Origin of the sequence: Sutterella parvirubra YIT 11816 (assembly GCF_000250875.1) — a bacterium.
GTDB lineage: Bacteria > Pseudomonadota > Gammaproteobacteria > Burkholderiales > Burkholderiaceae_F > Sutterella > Sutterella parvirubra.
Genome location: NZ_JH604959.1, coordinates 12,847 through 29,018, shown reverse-complemented (window position 1 = coordinate 29,018; position 16,172 = coordinate 12,847). Strand labels below are relative to the sequence as shown.

At 64.3% G+C, this 16,172-nt stretch carries 10 protein-coding genes and 1 tRNA gene; 5 read left to right on the top strand and 6 right to left on the bottom strand.

From position 1 onward, the window contains the following. Window positions 1-330 precede the first annotated feature (330 nt). The 3 genes from holA to leuS all read right to left on the bottom strand — a co-directional run bounded on the left by holA (window position 331) and on the right by leuS (window position 4,613). Window positions 331-1,326, bottom strand: coding sequence for a DNA polymerase III subunit delta (holA, locus tag HMPREF9440_RS05400; RefSeq protein WP_008542239.1), 996 nt, complete (start codon window positions 1,324-1,326; stop codon window positions 331-333). After that, a complete protein-coding gene (locus HMPREF9440_RS05395) occupies window positions 1,323-1,835 on the bottom strand; it encodes an LPS-assembly lipoprotein LptE (protein ID WP_008542238.1) in 513 nt (170 codons plus the stop codon). Before HMPREF9440_RS05395 ends, holA begins: the two co-directional genes overlap by 4 nt. A gap of 150 nt (window positions 1,836-1,985) precedes the next feature. After that, window positions 1,986-4,613 carry a leucine--tRNA ligase gene (gene leuS, locus HMPREF9440_RS05390; RefSeq protein WP_008542237.1) on the bottom strand — a complete coding sequence of 876 codons (2,628 nt, stop codon included), beginning with the start codon at window positions 4,611-4,613 and terminating at the stop codon, window positions 1,986-1,988. A gap of 459 nt (window positions 4,614-5,072) precedes the next feature. On the opposite strand from leuS, the gene HMPREF9440_RS05385 reads away from it, so the two are divergent. Together HMPREF9440_RS05385 and HMPREF9440_RS05380 are read left to right on the top strand one after the other, a co-directional pair. After that, window positions 5,073-7,472 (top strand): ATP-dependent helicase, encoded by a 2,400-nt coding sequence (locus HMPREF9440_RS05385; RefSeq protein WP_008542236.1) that lies wholly within the window; start codon window positions 5,073-5,075, stop codon window positions 7,470-7,472. Between the two features lie 62 nt (window positions 7,473-7,534). Then, window positions 7,535-7,610, top strand: a tRNA-Arg gene (locus HMPREF9440_RS05380). Between the two features lie 75 nt (window positions 7,611-7,685). On the opposite strand, the gene HMPREF9440_RS05375 is transcribed toward HMPREF9440_RS05380, so the two are convergent. Then, entirely contained in the window at window positions 7,686-9,050 is a 1,365-nt protein-coding gene (locus tag HMPREF9440_RS05375; RefSeq protein WP_008542235.1) for an MATE family efflux transporter, read from the bottom strand. 304 nt (window positions 9,051-9,354) lie between these two features. Further along, entirely contained in the window at window positions 9,355-10,395 is a 1,041-nt protein-coding gene (gene ansB, locus HMPREF9440_RS05370; protein WP_087943832.1) for an L-asparaginase 2, read from the bottom strand. A 677-nt stretch (window positions 10,396-11,072) separates the two neighbouring features. Here ansB and argG point away from each other — a divergent pair. After that, entirely contained in the window at window positions 11,073-12,404 is a 1,332-nt protein-coding gene (argG, locus tag HMPREF9440_RS05365) for an argininosuccinate synthase (protein WP_040763868.1), read from the top strand. Window positions 12,405-12,497: 93 nt separating this feature from the next. Here argG and HMPREF9440_RS05360 read toward each other — a convergent pair whose 3' ends face one another. Further along, window positions 12,498-13,397, bottom strand: coding sequence for a LysR family transcriptional regulator (locus HMPREF9440_RS05360; protein ID WP_008542229.1), 900 nt, complete (start codon window positions 13,395-13,397; stop codon window positions 12,498-12,500). A gap of 270 nt (window positions 13,398-13,667) precedes the next feature. On the opposite strand from HMPREF9440_RS05360, the gene HMPREF9440_RS05355 reads away from it, so the two are divergent. Further along, complete coding sequence (locus tag HMPREF9440_RS05355; protein ID WP_008542227.1) at window positions 13,668-15,455, top strand: flavocytochrome c; 1,788 nt, start codon at window positions 13,668-13,670, stop codon at window positions 15,453-15,455. A gap of 210 nt (window positions 15,456-15,665) precedes the next feature. Continuing rightward, window positions 15,666-16,172 (top strand): cation diffusion facilitator family transporter (locus HMPREF9440_RS11935; protein ID WP_008542226.1); only part of this gene is annotated, 507 nt, incomplete at its 3' end.

Genomic DNA, 16,172 nt, shown 5'->3' with positions numbered 1-16,172 from the left:
TCCTTCTGCGCGCTCGTGGCGCGGGCCATCGCCCGCGAGGCGGCACGGGCCGCCTGACCGATGAGTTCGATCGTCATGACTTCTGGGGGTGTCCTTTCTCTGGGTTGCGGGCCGCCTTTCCGGGTTCTTGAGAGCTTTTCGAAGCCCTCCGGAAAACGGCGCGTGATCCGTTCATTTTAGGCGAAGGCGGGCGGGGTTGAGGGGAGTTCGGCGCGGCTCCGGAGCACACGAAAACCAAAAGCGCGCGGGGCGTCCGCCCTCACGCGCTTTTCCAAGAACTGTCGCCGGAAGAACCTCAGCCTTTCCGCCCCGTTTCGCATCCACCGACGCTCAACGCGCAAGGAAGATCGCGACGCTCTTCAGTTCGATCCAAGGGTTGTCGTCGCGGGTCGGGACGGGAAGGCCCTTGGCGAGGCGGTCGATCTCGGCGCAGACGATAAGGGCGTTGGCGAGCTTTCGCACCGACAACCTCTTCGCCGCCCGGCGCATGGCCGGCGTCGCGAAGACGCCGGGGACGCTCGACATCCCCTTGTCGAGGCCCGTACGGAATTTGATGAGCTGACGCAGGTGCGCCGTGAGGAAGGCCAAGAGGAAGGGCAACGCCTCGTTCTGCGCTTCCAAAGCGTCCACGACGCGCGAAGCGCGTTCAGGGTCGCCCATGTCGATCGCTTCGAGGAGCGTCTCCGTCTCGAAGCGCGAGCAGTTGGCGACGGCGTTCTCGATCGCGGCGCGGTCGAGCCGCCCCTCGGGGTAGAGAAGGCCCAGCTTCGCCACTTCCTGCGCGGCGGCGAGGAGATTCCCCTCGACGAGGTCGGCCAAGTATTCCAAACCTTCGGCGTCCAACTCCTGGTTCTGCTTCGCCAAACGGCGGGCGAGCCAGCGCGGCAATTGCGAACGTTCGGGCGTGTCGCACGAGACGTAGGTGCAGGCTTTGGTCAACGCGGTCCACCAGGCGGACTTTTTCCCCTGCCAGTCGGGGGCGGGCATCGAGAAGACGGTGACGACCCCTTCCATCGGGCGCTCCAGAAAGCGTTGGATCACCTCGGCACCCTTGGTGCCGGGGCGGCCGCCCGGAAGACGGACTTCGAGGAGCTTCAAGGGCGAAAACATCCCGATCGAGGCCGCGGCGTCGGTCAACTGCGACCAATCGGCGTTCCCCGACATCTCGAGCACTTCGCGGTCTTCAAACCCCGCCTCACGCGCGGTGCGGCGGATGAGGTCGCAGCTCTCCAGTTTCAGAAGCTCGTCCGTGCCGGCGACGAGGTAGAAGGGATCGAGGCGCTTTGCGCGTTTGAGGTGCGCCTCCAGCTGATCGGCGTCGATCATTGCTGGTCAGGCCCCTTGGCCGCTTCGATGTAGCGGACGAGCTGCGCGATGACGTCGTTTTCCATGTCCGCGTAGAGGGTCGCCTCCTCCTTTTCACGCGACAGGAACTCGCTTTCGGAGTACGTGAGGTCGCGCGAGGACGAGAGCCGCGTCGGGGGCACGTATTCCCAGCCGTCGGGGGCGGTGAGGCGGAATTCGACGTCGAGCGTCAATTCGTACTCACGCGCAAGACCCGTGTCGTTGAAGGTGAGCACGTCGCGGGAGCGCTCCATGCGGAGGATCTCCAGAATCGCTTCGGCTTCCTGCGGACGGTTGACGACGCGCACGTTCGAGCCCGTTTCGATCGACTGCTTCAGCACCGTGTGAAAGGGCGTGTTGGTCGTCATCTGGAGGTACATCGTCTCGAAGGGGGCCGTGAAGCTCCCGCGCAGGCGAAAGCCGCAGGCGCTCAGGAAGGGCGCGGTGATGAGGGCGGCCAGGATGCCGCGGCGCGAGAGGTTCGGATGCATTCGGACGGACCTAGGTAAAGATGAGCCTTCAACGCGCCCGGGACGGGCGCGGTTCGCTCGAATTATAAAGGCCGCGTGCTTTCGCCGCGGCCTTCGTGGAGGAGCCCGGAGGAGTGTCTTCCGGGCTCCGGATTCAACGTGGGAAGCGGGTTACTTCGCCACGATGTTGACGAGCTTGCGCTTCACGATGATGATCTTGCGCACGGTCGCGTCGATGAAGCGCTGCACGTCGGGATTGGCGAGCGCGGCTTCTTCGATCGTCTTCTCGTCGGCGTCCGCGGCGACGGTGATCTGACCGCGAAGCTTGCCGTTCACCTGCACGACGAGGTGCAGTTCGTCGGCTTCCATCGCGGCTTCGTCGACCTTGGGCCACGGCGCGTCGATGAGGTCGCCCATCTCGTCCGCAAAGCCCAGTTCGCCGAAGAGCGCCGTCGTGATGTGCGGGGCCACCGGGTAGAGGACGCGCAGCAGAATCGAAGCGCCTTCGCGCACGCACGCGGCGTCGCCCTCAGCCTTCACGTCGAACGCGTCGATCGTGTTGAACATCTTCATGCAGGCGGAGACGACCGTGTTGTACTGCATGCGGTCGAAGTCGTATTCGGCCTGCTTCAGCGCGGCGTGGATCTCACGGCGCAGATGCTTCGCTTCGCGCGAGAGTTCCGCGGGGATCGCGCCCGCGGCGCGGACCGCATCGCGGTTCGCGTAGGCCCAGGCCCAGACGCGGCGCAGGAACCGGTACGTCCCTTCGGCGCCGGAATTGGACCAGGCGGCGGACTGATCGGGAGGACCGGCGAACATCACGAAGCTCCTCGCCGTGTCGGCGCCGAACTTCTTGATGATGTCGCGGGGCTCGACGACGTTGTTCTTCGACTTCGACATCTTTTCGATGCCGCCCAACGTGACGGGCTCGCCGTCCTCCTTGCAGATCGCGCCCACGGGGCGGCCCTTTTCGTCGTACTGAACTTCGACTTCGTCCGGGTAGAACCAGCGCTTGCGGCCGTCGGCGCCCTCACGGTAGTAGCACTCGGCCATCAGCATCCCCTGCGTGAAGAGGCGGCGGAAGGGTTCGTCGTACTTGACGAGGCCGAGGTCGCGCATCACCTTCGTCCAGAAGCGGGCGTAAAGGAGGTGCAGCACCGCGTGCTCGATCCCGCCGATGTACTGATCCATCGGCATCCAGTAGTCGGCGCGCTTGTCGACCATCGCCGTGTCGCAGTCGGGCGAGCAGTAGCGCTGGAAGTACCAGGAGCTGTCGACGAACGTGTCCATCGTGTCGGTTTCGCGTTCGGCGTCGGCGCCGCACTTCGGGCACTTGCAGCGCTTGAAGGCTTCGCACTTGGCAAGGGGATTGCCGGAACCATCCGGCACCAGGTCCTCGGGGAGCGTCACCGGCAGGTCTTCGTAGGGGACCGGAACCGCGCCGCAGTGCGGGCAGTTGATCATCGGGATGGGGGTGCCCCAGTAGCGCTGGCGCGAAATGCCCCAGTCGCGCAGACGGAACTTCACTTCGCGGTGGCCGAGGCCCAAAGATTCCAACTTCGCCACGACGGCGTCGAAGGCCTGGTGGAAGGGGAGGCCGTCGAATTCGCCGGAATTGACGAGGTGCGTCGCTTCCGACTTTTCGCCGTACCACTCTTCCCAGGCGTCGAGCGAGAAGGTTTCACCTTCCTTGCCGACGACCTGACGGATCGGGAGACCGAACTTCTTCGCGAAGGCGAAGTCGCGTTCGTCGTGGGCCGGGACGCCCATGACGGCGCCTTCGCCGTAGCCCATGAGGACGTAGTTGGCGATCCAGACTTCGACGGGGGCGCCCGTGATCGGGTGGTTGACGAAGAAGCCCGTGGCGACGCCCTTCTTTTCCATCGTCGCCATGTCGGCTTCGGAAACCCCGCCCTTCGCGCATTCGGCGATGAAGGCCTGGAGGTCGTCGCGGCCCTTCGAGAGCGCCTGGGCGAGCGGATGCTCGGCGGCGATCGCGACGAAGGTGACGCCCATCAGAGTGTCGGGACGCGTGGTGTAGCAGGTGAGCTTCTTGGCTTCACCGTCGAACTCGTACGGGAAGGCGAGCGTGACGCCCTCGGAGCGGCCGATCCAGTGCTCCTGCATGCGGCGGACCTGTTCGGGCCAGCCGTCAAGCTTCGAGAGGTCGTCCAAAAGCTCTTGCGCGTACTGCGTGATGCCGAGGTAGTAGCCCGGGATCTCGCGCTTTTCAACAACCGCGCCCGAACGCCAGCCGCGGCCGTCGATCACCTGCTCGTTCGCGAGCACGGTCTTGTCGACCGGGTCCCAGTTGACGATCTGGGTCTTGCGGTAGGCGACGCCCTTTTCGAGCATCTTGAGGAACATCCACTGGTTCCAGCGGTAGTAGTCGGGCTTGCAGGTGGCGACCTCGCGCGACCAGTCGAAGGCGAGACCGAGCGGCTCCATCTGCGTCTTCATGTCGGCGATGTTGTTGTACGTCCAGGCGGCCGGCGCGACGTTCTTCGCGATCGCGGCGTTTTCCGCAGGCAGCCCGAAGGCGTCCCAACCCATCGGCGTCATCACGTTGTACCCCTTCATGCGGTAGTACCGGTACATGACGTCGTTCAGGGTGTAGTTGCGCACGTGCCCCATGTGGAGCTTGCCGCTCGGGTACGGGAGCATCGAGCAGACGTAGAACTTGGGCTTGGGCTGGCCGTCGGCGCCCACGGCGTCCTCGACGGCTCGGTAGACGTCCTTGGCCTTCCACTGGGCCTGGACTTCGCTCTCCACCTCTTGGGCGGAATAGGTGTCGCGCATGACGATCTTCCTGGTTGATGGGTCGTATGGGAAAAACAGAGTGCCTGAAAGTATAGCGATTCCGGCTTTCGGACCAAGACCGCAGAAAGCACTGGAATGCGGGCGGGAGCGGCCGGGGAAGGGCCTTCTGAGTAGAATGGAATCCCGCAAAGACGGGATGGTTCAATACCTGCATTTGACGTGTATCGTCGCAGGGTGGGGTAGAGTGTCGCTCACGAGGAACGGATGAACCCCCTCCGGACAAGACCTCGACCGAATACAATTCGCTTCTGCGGGCGCTTCCAAAAAGCGGAAAAGCGCCCACGGAACGGCACCGAACACGGGTGAGGCGGGACGCTATCACTTTCCGAAAGGGAGTGAATGGAGCTGGCGTCCTGCCGAGCCCGTCTCTTTATCTGCGCCCCCTGGTCCGTCGGCTCCTGCGCGACCGTCTCCACACATCCCGGGAAACCGACGATCATGCATTCCTCAGACCTGCTCGCGAACCTCAACGACCGTCAGTACGCCGCGGTGACCGCACCGGACAAAAGCGTGCTGATTTTGGCCGGGGCGGGCTCGGGGAAGACGAGGGTGCTCACCACCCGCATCGCCTACCTCCTCCAGGAGGGCCGCGCCAACACCTCCGAAATCCTCGCCGTCACCTTCACGAACAAGGCCGCGAAGGAAATGCTGACGCGCTTGGAGGCGATCGTCCCCTACGACCTGCGCCGCATGTGGGTGGGGACCTTCCACGGGCTCTGCAACCGGATCCTGCGCATGCACGCGCAGGAGGCGGGGCTCCCGAAGACCTTTCAGATCATCGACCAGTCGGATCAGTTGGCGCTCGTGAAGCGCGTGATGCAGTCGGCCAACATCGACACCGAAACGACCGATCCGAAGTACGTCCAGAACATCGTCAACTGGGCGAAGGAAAACGGGCTCCGTCCCTCGCACTTGACCGACGGCGACGCCGACAGCACGGCGCGGAGCGTCTACGAGCTCTATCAGACGACGTGCGAGCGCGAAGGGGTCGTGGACTTTGCGGAGCTGCTGCTGCGCTGCTACGAGCTCCTTGAGCGCAACGAAATCGTCCGCCGCCACTACCAGAGCCGCTTCCGCCACATCCTCGTCGACGAATTCCAGGACACGAACGTGCTCCAGTACCGCTGGCTCCAGATTCTCGGGGGCGCGGGCATGGGGGCGAACGGTTCGAGCCTCAACGCCGTCTTCGCGGTGGGCGACGACGACCAGTCGATCTACGCCTTCCGCGGCGCGAACGTCGGGAACATGGCGGACTTCATCCGCGACTTCCGCGTGGGCGAACCCATCCGCCTGGAGCAGAACTACCGCTCCTGCGCGGTGATTCTGGACGCCGCGAACGCCCTGATCGCCCACAACCCGGACCGGCTCGGCAAAGAGCTCTGGACCGCGGGCGAGCGGGGCGACCGCATCGTGGTGAAGGAACTCGAAGACGACCGCGAGGAAGCGGACTGGATCGTCCGCCAGATCAAGGCGGAGTACGAACGCCGCCACAGCTGGAAGAATTTCGCGGTCCTCTACCGCACCAACGCCCAGTCGCGCGGGATCGAAAGCGCGATGACGGCGCACGGGGTGCCGTACGTCGTTTATGGCGGCCTGCGCTTTTTCGAGCGCGCCGAAGTGAAGCACGTCCTCGCGTACCTGCGCCTTTTGGTGAATCCGTACGACGACGCGAGCTTCCGCCGCATCGTCAACGTCCCGATGCGCGGCATCGGGACGAAGACCCTGGGCGACCTCTCTGAAGAGGCCGCCAGCAAGGGCCTCTCGCTCTGGGCCACGATCGAATCCTGGGGGAGCCGCATCCCGCCGAAGTTCTTCGTCTTCAAGACGCTCATTGAGAAGCTTCGTGCCGCGAGCGAGGAGATGACGCTCCCCGACACGGTGAAGCTCATCATCCGCACGACGAACCTCGCGGAGCACTTCCGCAAGGAGCGCGACGTCGAGGAGCGCATCGGGAACATGGAGGAAGTCGCCTCGGCCGCGGCCGGGTTCCTCCGGAACGAAGGCATCCCCGAGGACGCCTCGCCCTACGAGCCCTTCAACGAGGAGGGGATCACGCCGATCGGCGCGTTCCTTGCGCAGGCCACCTTGGAGGCGGGCGACAAGAACGAAGACCAGAGCACGCAGGACCGCGTCCAGATGATGACGGTCCACGCGGCGAAGGGTCTTGAATTCCCGTACGTCTTCATCGCGGGTGCGGAGGAAGGGATCTTCCCGCACTTCAGCGCGCAGAAGGAGGAGGGCCGCGGGGGCGTTCCCGAAGAGCGCCGCCTCATGTACGTCGCGATCACGCGTGCGAAGAAGCAGCTCGTCATCACGCATGCGCGAAGCCGCATGATGTACGGCAACCATTTCCAGAACCCGCTCTCCTCCTTCATCGAGGAGATCCCCGAGGGGCTCCTCGACATGCGTCCCTGGGTGGCGCCCGAAGCCCCGCCTCCGAAGCCCCACATCTGGCGCGAGCGCACGTTCGGGCAGGCGAGCAACTGGGCGCCCCGCGACAAGAACTACCAGAAGGGCGACCGCTTCTACGGGTCTTCGAGCGCCCAGGTGAAGGTGCGCCGCCCGACCGCGGCGACCACGCAGAGCTCCGGCTACTGGGTCCCGGGGAGCGCCGACAAGGAGCTCCCGAGCGCGAAGAAGGTCGTCGCGAACGCGGCGGAGTCGGCCGCCGGCTTCAAGCACGGCGAACACGTCGAGCACGACATGTTCGGGCCGGGCGTGGTGCAGGCGGTCGAAGGCGTCGGCACCGGCGCGAGGATCCGCATCAAGTTCGGTCCGGGCGTCGGCGAAAAGCAGCTTCTGCTCTCCATCGCGCAGACCCGTCTGCACAAGCGTTGAGCCGGATCGGAACAAGATCGGAGAAAAGGGCGAAAAGGTGATAAACTCCGCCTTCCGCATGCGGAGCCGTAGTTCAACAGGATAGAACGGGCCCCTCCTAAGGGTCTGATCTGGGTTCGAGTCCCGGCGGCCCCGCCAAGCGACCTCTCAAGACGACGAAGCCGAAGCGCGTGATGCCTTCGGCTTTTCGTGTATTTGGCCTCCGGAAAGTGCTCAGCCCTTTCGCCGCCAGGGCGAGCGCAGGTAGAAGACCGTCGCGACGATCCCGGCCGTCGTGTAGTAGACGGTGTCGGAGAACCAGTACTGCGTGAGGGTCGAGGCTTCCGTCGTCAGCCACGCGATGTACGCGACGTAGGTCACGACCGAGCAGCCGCTCACCGTTGCGGCCGCCTTGGTGCGCCCGACGCTCGCGAGCACAAAGTTCAGGTACATCCCCGGCACGCCCGGCACGAACGAGAGGAGCAGCATCCAGTAGGGACCGAGCTCGGCGTTCACAACCTCGGGGAGGTCCGTGAAGATGCTGATCACCGCCCGGGGCGCCACGGAAAAGGCGATGACCGTGAGGCCCGTGAGTCCGACGGACAAGAGGAACCCGCGGCGCACGACCCCGGAGATCTCGCCTTCGCGGTGTTCGCCCAGAAGGTTCGCGCTCACCGTGCCGGCCGTGGACCCCAACGCATGGATGAAGAGAAAGAGGAAGCCCCCGATTTGGCGGAGCACGTTCGAGAGCGCGAGTTCCGCCGCGCCCAAATGTTCGATGGCGAGGAAGAACGCGAACCACGCGGCGAAGGCGACCGCCTCCTGGAGCATCACCCAGCGGCCCAAGACGAAGAGAACCTTCTGCGTGCGCGCGTCCCAGCCCCAGTCGGCGGGCGCGTCCGTGCCGCCCCAGATCGTGCGGCGCGCCTTCGGGGTCCTGCGGACTTCACGGAGAAAGAACGCGAGCGCCGCGACTTCCGCGACGGCGGACGCGATCGCCGCGCCGCTGATCCCCATCGCGGGGATCGGTCCCCAGCCGAAGATGAGGACGTAGTTGAGGAGCATGTTGGCGCCCACCATGGCGACGGCCGAAGTGGTGAGCACGTTGGGGCGCAGCGTCGCCACGAAGTACGCGCGCAGCGCCGCGCAGAGAAACGCGATGGGAAGCCCCATCCCTCGCCAGAAGAGGTAGTCCGAGGCGTCGCGGGCGACGATCGGGTTGTCGAGCCAGAGTTGAAAGACGGAGGGCCCGGCGAAGGCGCAGAAGAGCACCCCGATCACCGCAAAGAAGAGAAGCGTGACGACCCCGGAGCGGAAGAGCCGCCCGACTTCGCCGTCGAGCCCCTCACCGTTCGCGCGCGCCATCGCGGCCTGGAGACCCGTCGAGTAGCCGATCCCGATCATGAGGACCGTGAGGAAGAGCACGCCCGAAATCGCGGCGGCGCCCAACGCCTCCTCGGTCGTGCGCCCGAGGAAGGCGGCGTCCGTGAGGCCGATGAGCATCTCCAAAAGGAAGCTCGCCATCATCGGAAGCGAAAGCGTGAGCAGGTCGCGCGTACGGTAGGTGCGGCGGGTGGGGGTCGTGGTGAGGTCGGACATGTGGGCCTCAGGGGTCGGAATGAAAGTTTTTCGAACCCGGATTCTATCGGCGGAATTTTTAAAAATCACGCGCGTTGCGCCCGGGAACGGGCAAAGCGTGCGGCCGCGGGCAAGGATTCAGTGGTTTCAGGAAAGTCTTGGGGTTTGGGTAATCGGTTGAAAGATGGTCTCCCGGAGGAACAAAAGTCCGCGTTCGCCGGAAAACAACCGCCCGGCGGGGCGGAATCCCTGCCGGGCGGCGTGAAGGACTTGACTTCGGGAGGCGTGCGGCCGGTGTCAGGTCAGCAGCACGCTCGGGGAATCATCAGTACTGGTCGAAGTACTTCTGAACTTCCGTCCAATCGGTCGTCTTCGTGAGGGCGAGCTGCAGGAGCACGCGGGCCTTCTGCGGGTTGAGCGAGCCGGAAGCGACCCAGCCCATCTTCTTGTCGTCGACTTCGGCGTCCTTCGTCGTGGCGCCGGTCGGGACGCGCGACGAACGCACGACCACGATGCCGTCCTTGGCGGCCTTCTCGAGGATTGGCCACACGGACTTGTGGATGTTGCCGTTGCCGACGCCCGCGTTCACGATGCCCTGATAGCCGGCCTTGACGAGGGCTTCGGCCTGGACGCCTTCAACGCCGGCGTGGTTGTAGACGATGCCGACCTTCGGGAGCTTGTCGAGCTTCGAAACGTCGAAGGGCGTTTCGGTCGTGTGCTTGCGCAGCGGCATCATTTCGTACTCGACCTTGTTGTTGAAGATCGTGCCGAGCTTGCCGAAGTTCGCGCCCTGGAAGGTTTCCGGCTGAACCGTGTTGGTCTTGATCACGTCGCGCGCGCCCACGATGACGTTGTTCATCGCGACGACGACGCCGTAGTCGGCGGTCTTGGGTTCGGCGGCGGTGATGACGGCGTGGAAGAGGTTGCGCGGACCATCAGCGGAGAGGCCCGTCGACGGGAGCATGGCGCCCACCATCACGACGGGCTTCTTGCACTTGCTCGTGAGCTGCAGGAAGTACGCGGTTTCTTCCATCGTGTCCGTGCCGTGCGTGATCACGAAGCCGTCGTACTTGCCGCAGTCGGCGTTGATCGTCTTGGCGAGCTTCAGCCAAACTTCGTCCGACATGTCCTGGCTGCCGATGTTCGTCACCTGCACGGGCGTGACGTTCGCGACCTTCGCGAGTTCGGGAACGGCGGCCACGAGGTGGTTCACCGACACCTTGCCCGCTTCGTACGCGGAACCCGTCGAGCTCGCGCCCGCGCCGGCGATCGTGCCGCCGGTGGCGAGCACGGCGATGTTCGGGAGCGCAAGGGCGGCGCCCGAAGCGGCCGTCAGGGCGAGCGTCAGAAGGGTCTTGCGGATCATGGTCATGAGATTGCTCCTCTTGAAGTTTCTCCGGATGAGTTCGGGCGCCGTGCGTCGGCTTGGTCCTGCCGACTTGGGTTTCATGCCCGGTCCCGAACGGCTGACGGGAGTGTAGAGGGAGGCCGCCCGGAACCGTGAAAAGACCCCCTGCGGGTTTGACTTCGCTGAAGAACCCTTCAGAAAAAGGGAAACCCTGATACCAAAGCATTCGTCCGGCATTAAACTAAGACGAACTGCTTAGTACTGTTTGGTTAAATCGAATAGGTAGAGCCTATTCGGTTGATTTGTTCGGACAACGGCGGTTTTGAGAGAAAGGTCCCATCGGTTTGGGACCTTTTTGCGTTTTTCGGGCCGGACGTCCGGGCGGTCTTCCGGCCGGTCTTTCTTCAAGCCCCCTCAACTCTCCCTCAACCGCAAATCGACCGTTTCGCCCGAAAACGCGAACTTGTCGACCGATAGTGAATCGGGGTAGGGAGGACTATCTAAGCTCTTTGTGATGCTTTAAGGGATGCGCGTGAGCGGGCCCGGGCGCCCGTTCTGCGGTCCTCCCGCAGGAAATAATGGGGCACCGGTTTGACGGGCACCCCCTCGGCGAACCACGGCCTTACGACTCCGCATCCCGCAGCCCGGATGCGCGCACCCACAGCAACGAACAACCAAAGAAGGGATACATCGTCATGTCTCAAACGATTCTGCAGAGCGTTCCCGTCGGCCAGAAGGTCGGCATCGCGTTTTCCGGCGGCCTCGACACCAGCGCGGCGCTCCGCTGGATGAAGAACAAGGGGGCGCTCCCCTATGCGTACACCGCGAACCTCGCGCAGCCCGATGAGACGGACTACGATGCGATTCCCCGCCGCGCGATGATGTACGGCGCCGAAAATGCGCGCCTCATTGACTGCCGCGCGCAGCTCGTGCACGAAGGCATCGCCGCCATCCAGGCGGGCGCCTTCCACATCAGCACCGCGGGCCAGCTCTACTTCAATACGACGCCGCTCGGGCGCGCCGTGACGGGCACGATGCTCGTGGCCGCCATGCGCGAAGACGGCGTCAACATCTGGGGCGACGGTTCGACCTACAAAGGGAACGACATCGAACGCTTCTACCGCTACGGTCTTCTCGCCAACCCCGAACTCAAGATCTACAAGCCCTGGCTCGACGTTCAGTTCATCACGGAACTGGGCGGCCGCGCCGAAATGTCCGCGTTCCTTCAGAAGGAGGGCTTCGACTACCGCATGAGCGCCGAAAAGGCCTACTCGACCGACTCGAACATGCTGGGCGCGACGCACGAAGCGAAGGACCTGGAAGAGCTCTCCACGTCGGTGAAGATCGTCGAACCGATCATGGGCGTGCCCTTCTGGCGCGAAGACTGCAAGATCGAACCCGAAGTCGTCAAGGTCGCGTTCGAGCACGGCGTCCCCGTCTCGATCAACGGCCAGCGCTTCTCCGACCCGGTCGAACTCATGATGGAAGCGAACCGCGTCGGCGGCCGCCACGGCCTCGGCATGTCCGACCAGATCGAAAACCGCATCATCGAAGCGAAGTCCCGCGGCATCTACGAAGCCCCGGGGATGGCGCTTCTCTTCATCGCGTACGAACGTCTCGTCACCGGCATCCACAACGAAGACACGATCGAGCAGTACCGCATCAACGGCATCAAGCTCGGCCGCCTCCTCTACCAGGGCCGCTGGTTCGACAGCCAGGCGATCATGCTCCGCGAAAGCGCCCAGCACTGGGTGGCGAGTGCGATCACGGGCGAAGTCACGCTCGAACTCCGTCGCGGCAACGACTACTCGATCCTCAACACCGTGAGCCCGAACCTCACCTACGAACCCTCGCGCCTCACGATGGAAAAGGGCGACTCGATGTTCACGGCCGTCGACCGCATCGGCCAGCTCACGATGCGCAACCTCGACATCGTCGACACGCGCCAGAAGCTCGGCATCTACTCGAATACGGGCCTTCTCGCCGGTTCGAAGGACGCTGCGGTGACGCCGCTCCTCAAGCAGTAATCCGGTAAGTCTTTCCGATCCGACGGCCTCCGACCGCGACAGCGGCCGGAGGCCGTTGTGTTTGGGGGTGTGTCGTGCAGGTCGTCGCAGCCCTCAGACTTTCGACGCCTGCAGGATCGCGAGGAACTCTTCCGAGAGGCGCGAACGCCTGGCGGCGTCGGCCGGGAGCGCGATCCGAAGCGTGCGGGTCGCCCAGGCGTTTTCGATCGGAACGTAGGTCAATTCCGGTCGGTGTGCGAGCGCCGTGTCGCAGGTGCGCTTGGGGAGCACTCCGATCCCCACGCCCATCTCGATGTAGTTGAGGAGGACGTCGGTGCTCTCGGCGCGCACCCTCGGTCGGATCGGCTGCCCCGCAACACGTGCTTTTTCGAGAATGAAGTTCTGCATCGCGGAGGCTTCGGTGAGCGCGACGAAGGGGCAGTCCAAGACTTCCGTGAAGTCGATGGCGGTCTTCCCGGCCAAGGGATGCGCTGCCGGGAAGACGAGCACGAGCCGGTCGGTTTCCAAGGGAAGGAACCGCACGCCTTGAAACGTTCCCGTCCAGGCCGAGACGCCCACGTCGACCGTACCCATCGCGACCGCGGAGACGACGCCTTCGCTCGTCATCGAGAGGTGTTCGACCTCCGCCTCGGGGTGCCCCGACAAAAACGTGCGGATGGCGGGCGGGAGCACGGTGACGGAGGCGTTGTAGTTGCCGGCGACCCTTAGCGTCGCCGCCTCTTCGGAAGCAAAGGGTGCCATCGCCTGGAGGAGTTGGTCGAGACGTTTTTCGACCTCCGCCGCTTCTCGGGCGAGGACCCGCCCCGCGTCGGTGAGTTCGAGTCCCTTGGCGGTGCGTACGACGAGGCGGCAACCGAGGTCTTCTTCCAAGTGCTTGAGACGGACGCTCACCGCGGAGAGCGAGAGGTGCAGGACGCGGGCCGCCTTCGAGAGGCTCCCGAGTTCGACGGTGGCGAGAAAGACGCGGAGGTCGCCGAGGTTGCCGATGCGCATGGTGGGAAAAGAGGTTGGTCTGATGGTGATCGTCCCTCACGATACCGGAACCCGAAAGGGATGTCTCGGTTGCGTTGCGCAAGGGGGATCCTGTCGGTTGCTTCATGCCCGAGCCTTCGGTTTTCGCGAAGGCCCCTTCGGAAATGATTGACGGGGTTTGCCTGAAGGTCGGAAGAAGAGACGCTTAAGCTTCGGTCCAAGGGCTTGAATTGAGAAAAGAGCCCGACAGATTCGGACGTCTTCGTCCGACGACCCCAAGGAGAGACTTCTATGACCAAGCAAACCGTCGCCACGCTGACGGCGCTCGCACTCGCACTGCCGTTTTCCGTCTGGGCGGCTTCAGACTACTCGACCGAGCTCGCGGGCTTTCATCAATCCAAAGTCGGCGCCACGTGCGCGTCCTGCCACAAGAACGGCATGGAGGTGTCGGACGGCGAAAAGGAAATGAACGCCGCCTGCACGGGCTGCCACGGCGACCTCGCCGCGGTGGCGGAAAAGCACCCGGCCCCGAAGGGTGAGCCCAATCCGCATGCGAGCCACCTCGGCAAGATCCAGTGCACGGCCTGCCACCACGGGCACGAAAAGAGCGAAGCGTACTGCCTCGGCTGTCACGACTTCCCGTCCCTGAAGATTCCGTTCGGCGGCGGCGCCAAGCCCGTTCCGACGCCTTTGCCTGACCTGAAGAGCGCCGCACCCGTGCGCACGGAGGCCGTCGATCTCGTCGTGGTGGGGTCTGGTGCCGCAGGGTTCGTGGCGGCGATGGAAGCCCACGATCAGGGTGTCAAGAACATCGTCATCCTTGAAAAGATGGCGATCCCGGGCGGCAACTCCCAGTTGGCGGCTGGCGGCATGAACGCCGCGGGGTCTGTCTTCCAGAAGGCTCAGGGGATTGAAGACAACCCGAAGATGATGGCGGACGACACCTTCAAGGGCGGCAAGAACATCGCCGACCGGAAGCTCGTGGACGTGCTTGCGAACGAATCCGCGGCCTCGATCGCGTGGTTGAAGGACCGCGGCGCCGTTCTTGAGAACGTCGCCCGCGGTGCGGGTGCTTCCGCCCCGCGCATGCACGGTCCCAAGGGCGGCCAGGCCGTGGGCCCGTACCTCTCCGCCTTCTTCCGTGATCAGGCGGAGAAGATGGACGGGGTCGATCTGAGGCTCAATTCCCGCGTCGTGAAGCTCGTGCAGGATGAAAAGGGCGCGGTGACGGGCGTCTTGGTCGAAGGCAAGCATTCCGGCGTCTACCGGATCGATGCGAAGGCCGTCGTGTTGGCGACGGGCGGGCTCGGCGCCAACAAGGCGCTCGTGAAGCACTACCAGCCCTCGATCCCCGAATCGACCAAAACGTCGAATCAGCCCGGCACGACCGGTGACGGGATGATCCTCGGCGAAGCGGCGGGCGCCGGTCTCGTCGACATGAAGGAGATTCAGTTGAATCCGACGCTTCTCGTCGGCTCCCCCGTCATCATCTCGGAAACCGTTCGAGGGCAGGGTGCGGTGTTCGTGAACCGTGAGGGGAAGCGCTTCATCCAGGAACTCGCGACCCGCGACGTGACGAGCGCCGCCGTCTCGAAGCAGACCGGCGGGACGGCCTTTGAAATCTTCGACGACAACACCCGCGCCAAGGTGGGGCAGCTCAAAGCCTGCTTCGAACTGGGCCTCGTGAAGGAAGGCACTACCTTGGAAGAGCTCGGCAAGAACGCCGGGATCGATCCGAAGGCGTTGGCTGAGACGATCAAGGCCTACAACGGCTACGTCGACGCAGGGAAGGACCCCGACTTCGGCCGACCCGACATCAAGGTGAAGCTCACCGGCCCGAAGTACTACGCGATTGAAATCACCCCGGCCATTCACTACGCGATGGGCGGCCTGAAGATCGACGAACGCACGCGCGTCCTCACCGCGGACGGGAAGGCGATCGACGGTCTCTACGCTGCGGGTGAAACGACGGGCGGCGTCCACGGCAAGAACCGCCTGGGCGGGAATTCGATCTCCGAGACGATCAGCTTTGGACGCATCGCGGGCGATGCGGCTGCGGAACGGATCCTGAAGAAGTAAAGCGCCCGTCGTCATGGCGCCGAAGGTCCTGCCTTTCGTCCGAGGGAAGGCAGGACCTTCTTCGTATCCGGCCTGCACGGAGGCTGCTTCGCGAAGATCGAAACCCCGCGCCCCGGCCGCGCCGAACGTTTATCATGCGGGCATTCCTTCAGAAAAACATTCCCAAAGGACCTTCGGCGACCAACCGGAGGCCTTCTCACAACGACCCTCATGTCCGAAAAAGATCACGACGACGTCCGCGCGCAGCGCTATGCGCTCCACGGCGCGGGCGACAGCCTCTACACGCATGCCGCGGAAAAGACGAGCACCGGGGTGCTCGGTTGGGCGGTAGCGCTCACGCTCATCTTCTCCTTCATGGAACTGGTGGGCGGCCTCATGGCGAATTCGCTCGCCCTGATCGGCGACGCCGGCCACATGGTGACCGACTCGGCGAGCCTGTTCTTCGCGTTGGTCGCCAACCGCATCGCCATGCGCGGCGCCGACGCGGACCACTCCTTCGGGCACGGCCGCGTCGAGGTGTTGGCCGCGTTCGTGAACGGCCTCGTCATGCTGGGCGTCGTCATCTGGCTCTTCGTCGAAGCCGCGAACCGCATCGCGGAGCCGGTCGCCGTGTCGGGTCCCATGGTGATGGGGATCGCGACGGCGGGGCTTTTGATCAACATCGGCGTCGCCTGGACGCTCTCCCGAGATCAGGAAAGCGTCAACACCCGCGCGGCG

Excerpts from the sequence above, each read along its gene's own strand:
- holA (WP_008542239.1), bottom strand. The coding sequence starts at position 1,326 with ATGATCGACGCCGATCAGCTGGAGGCGCACCTCAAACGCGCAAAGCGC.
- HMPREF9440_RS05395 (WP_008542238.1), bottom strand. The coding sequence starts at position 1,835 with ATGCATCCGAACCTCTCGCGCCGCGGCATCCTGGCCGCCCTCATCACC.
- leuS (WP_008542237.1), bottom strand. The coding sequence starts at position 4,613 with ATGCGCGACACCTATTCCGCCCAAGAGGTGGAGAGCGAAGTCCAGGCC.
- HMPREF9440_RS05385 (WP_008542236.1), top strand. The coding sequence starts at position 5,073 with ATGCATTCCTCAGACCTGCTCGCGAACCTCAACGACCGTCAGTACGCC.
- HMPREF9440_RS05375 (WP_008542235.1), bottom strand. The coding sequence starts at position 9,050 with ATGTCCGACCTCACCACGACCCCCACCCGCCGCACCTACCGTACGCGC.
- ansB (WP_087943832.1), bottom strand. The coding sequence starts at position 10,395 with ATGATCCGCAAGACCCTTCTGACGCTCGCCCTGACGGCCGCTTCGGGC.
- argG (WP_040763868.1), top strand. The coding sequence starts at position 11,073 with ATGTCTCAAACGATTCTGCAGAGCGTTCCCGTCGGCCAGAAGGTCGGC.
- HMPREF9440_RS05360 (WP_008542229.1), bottom strand. The coding sequence starts at position 13,397 with ATGCGCATCGGCAACCTCGGCGACCTCCGCGTCTTTCTCGCCACCGTC.
- HMPREF9440_RS05355 (WP_008542227.1), top strand. The coding sequence starts at position 13,668 with ATGACCAAGCAAACCGTCGCCACGCTGACGGCGCTCGCACTCGCACTG.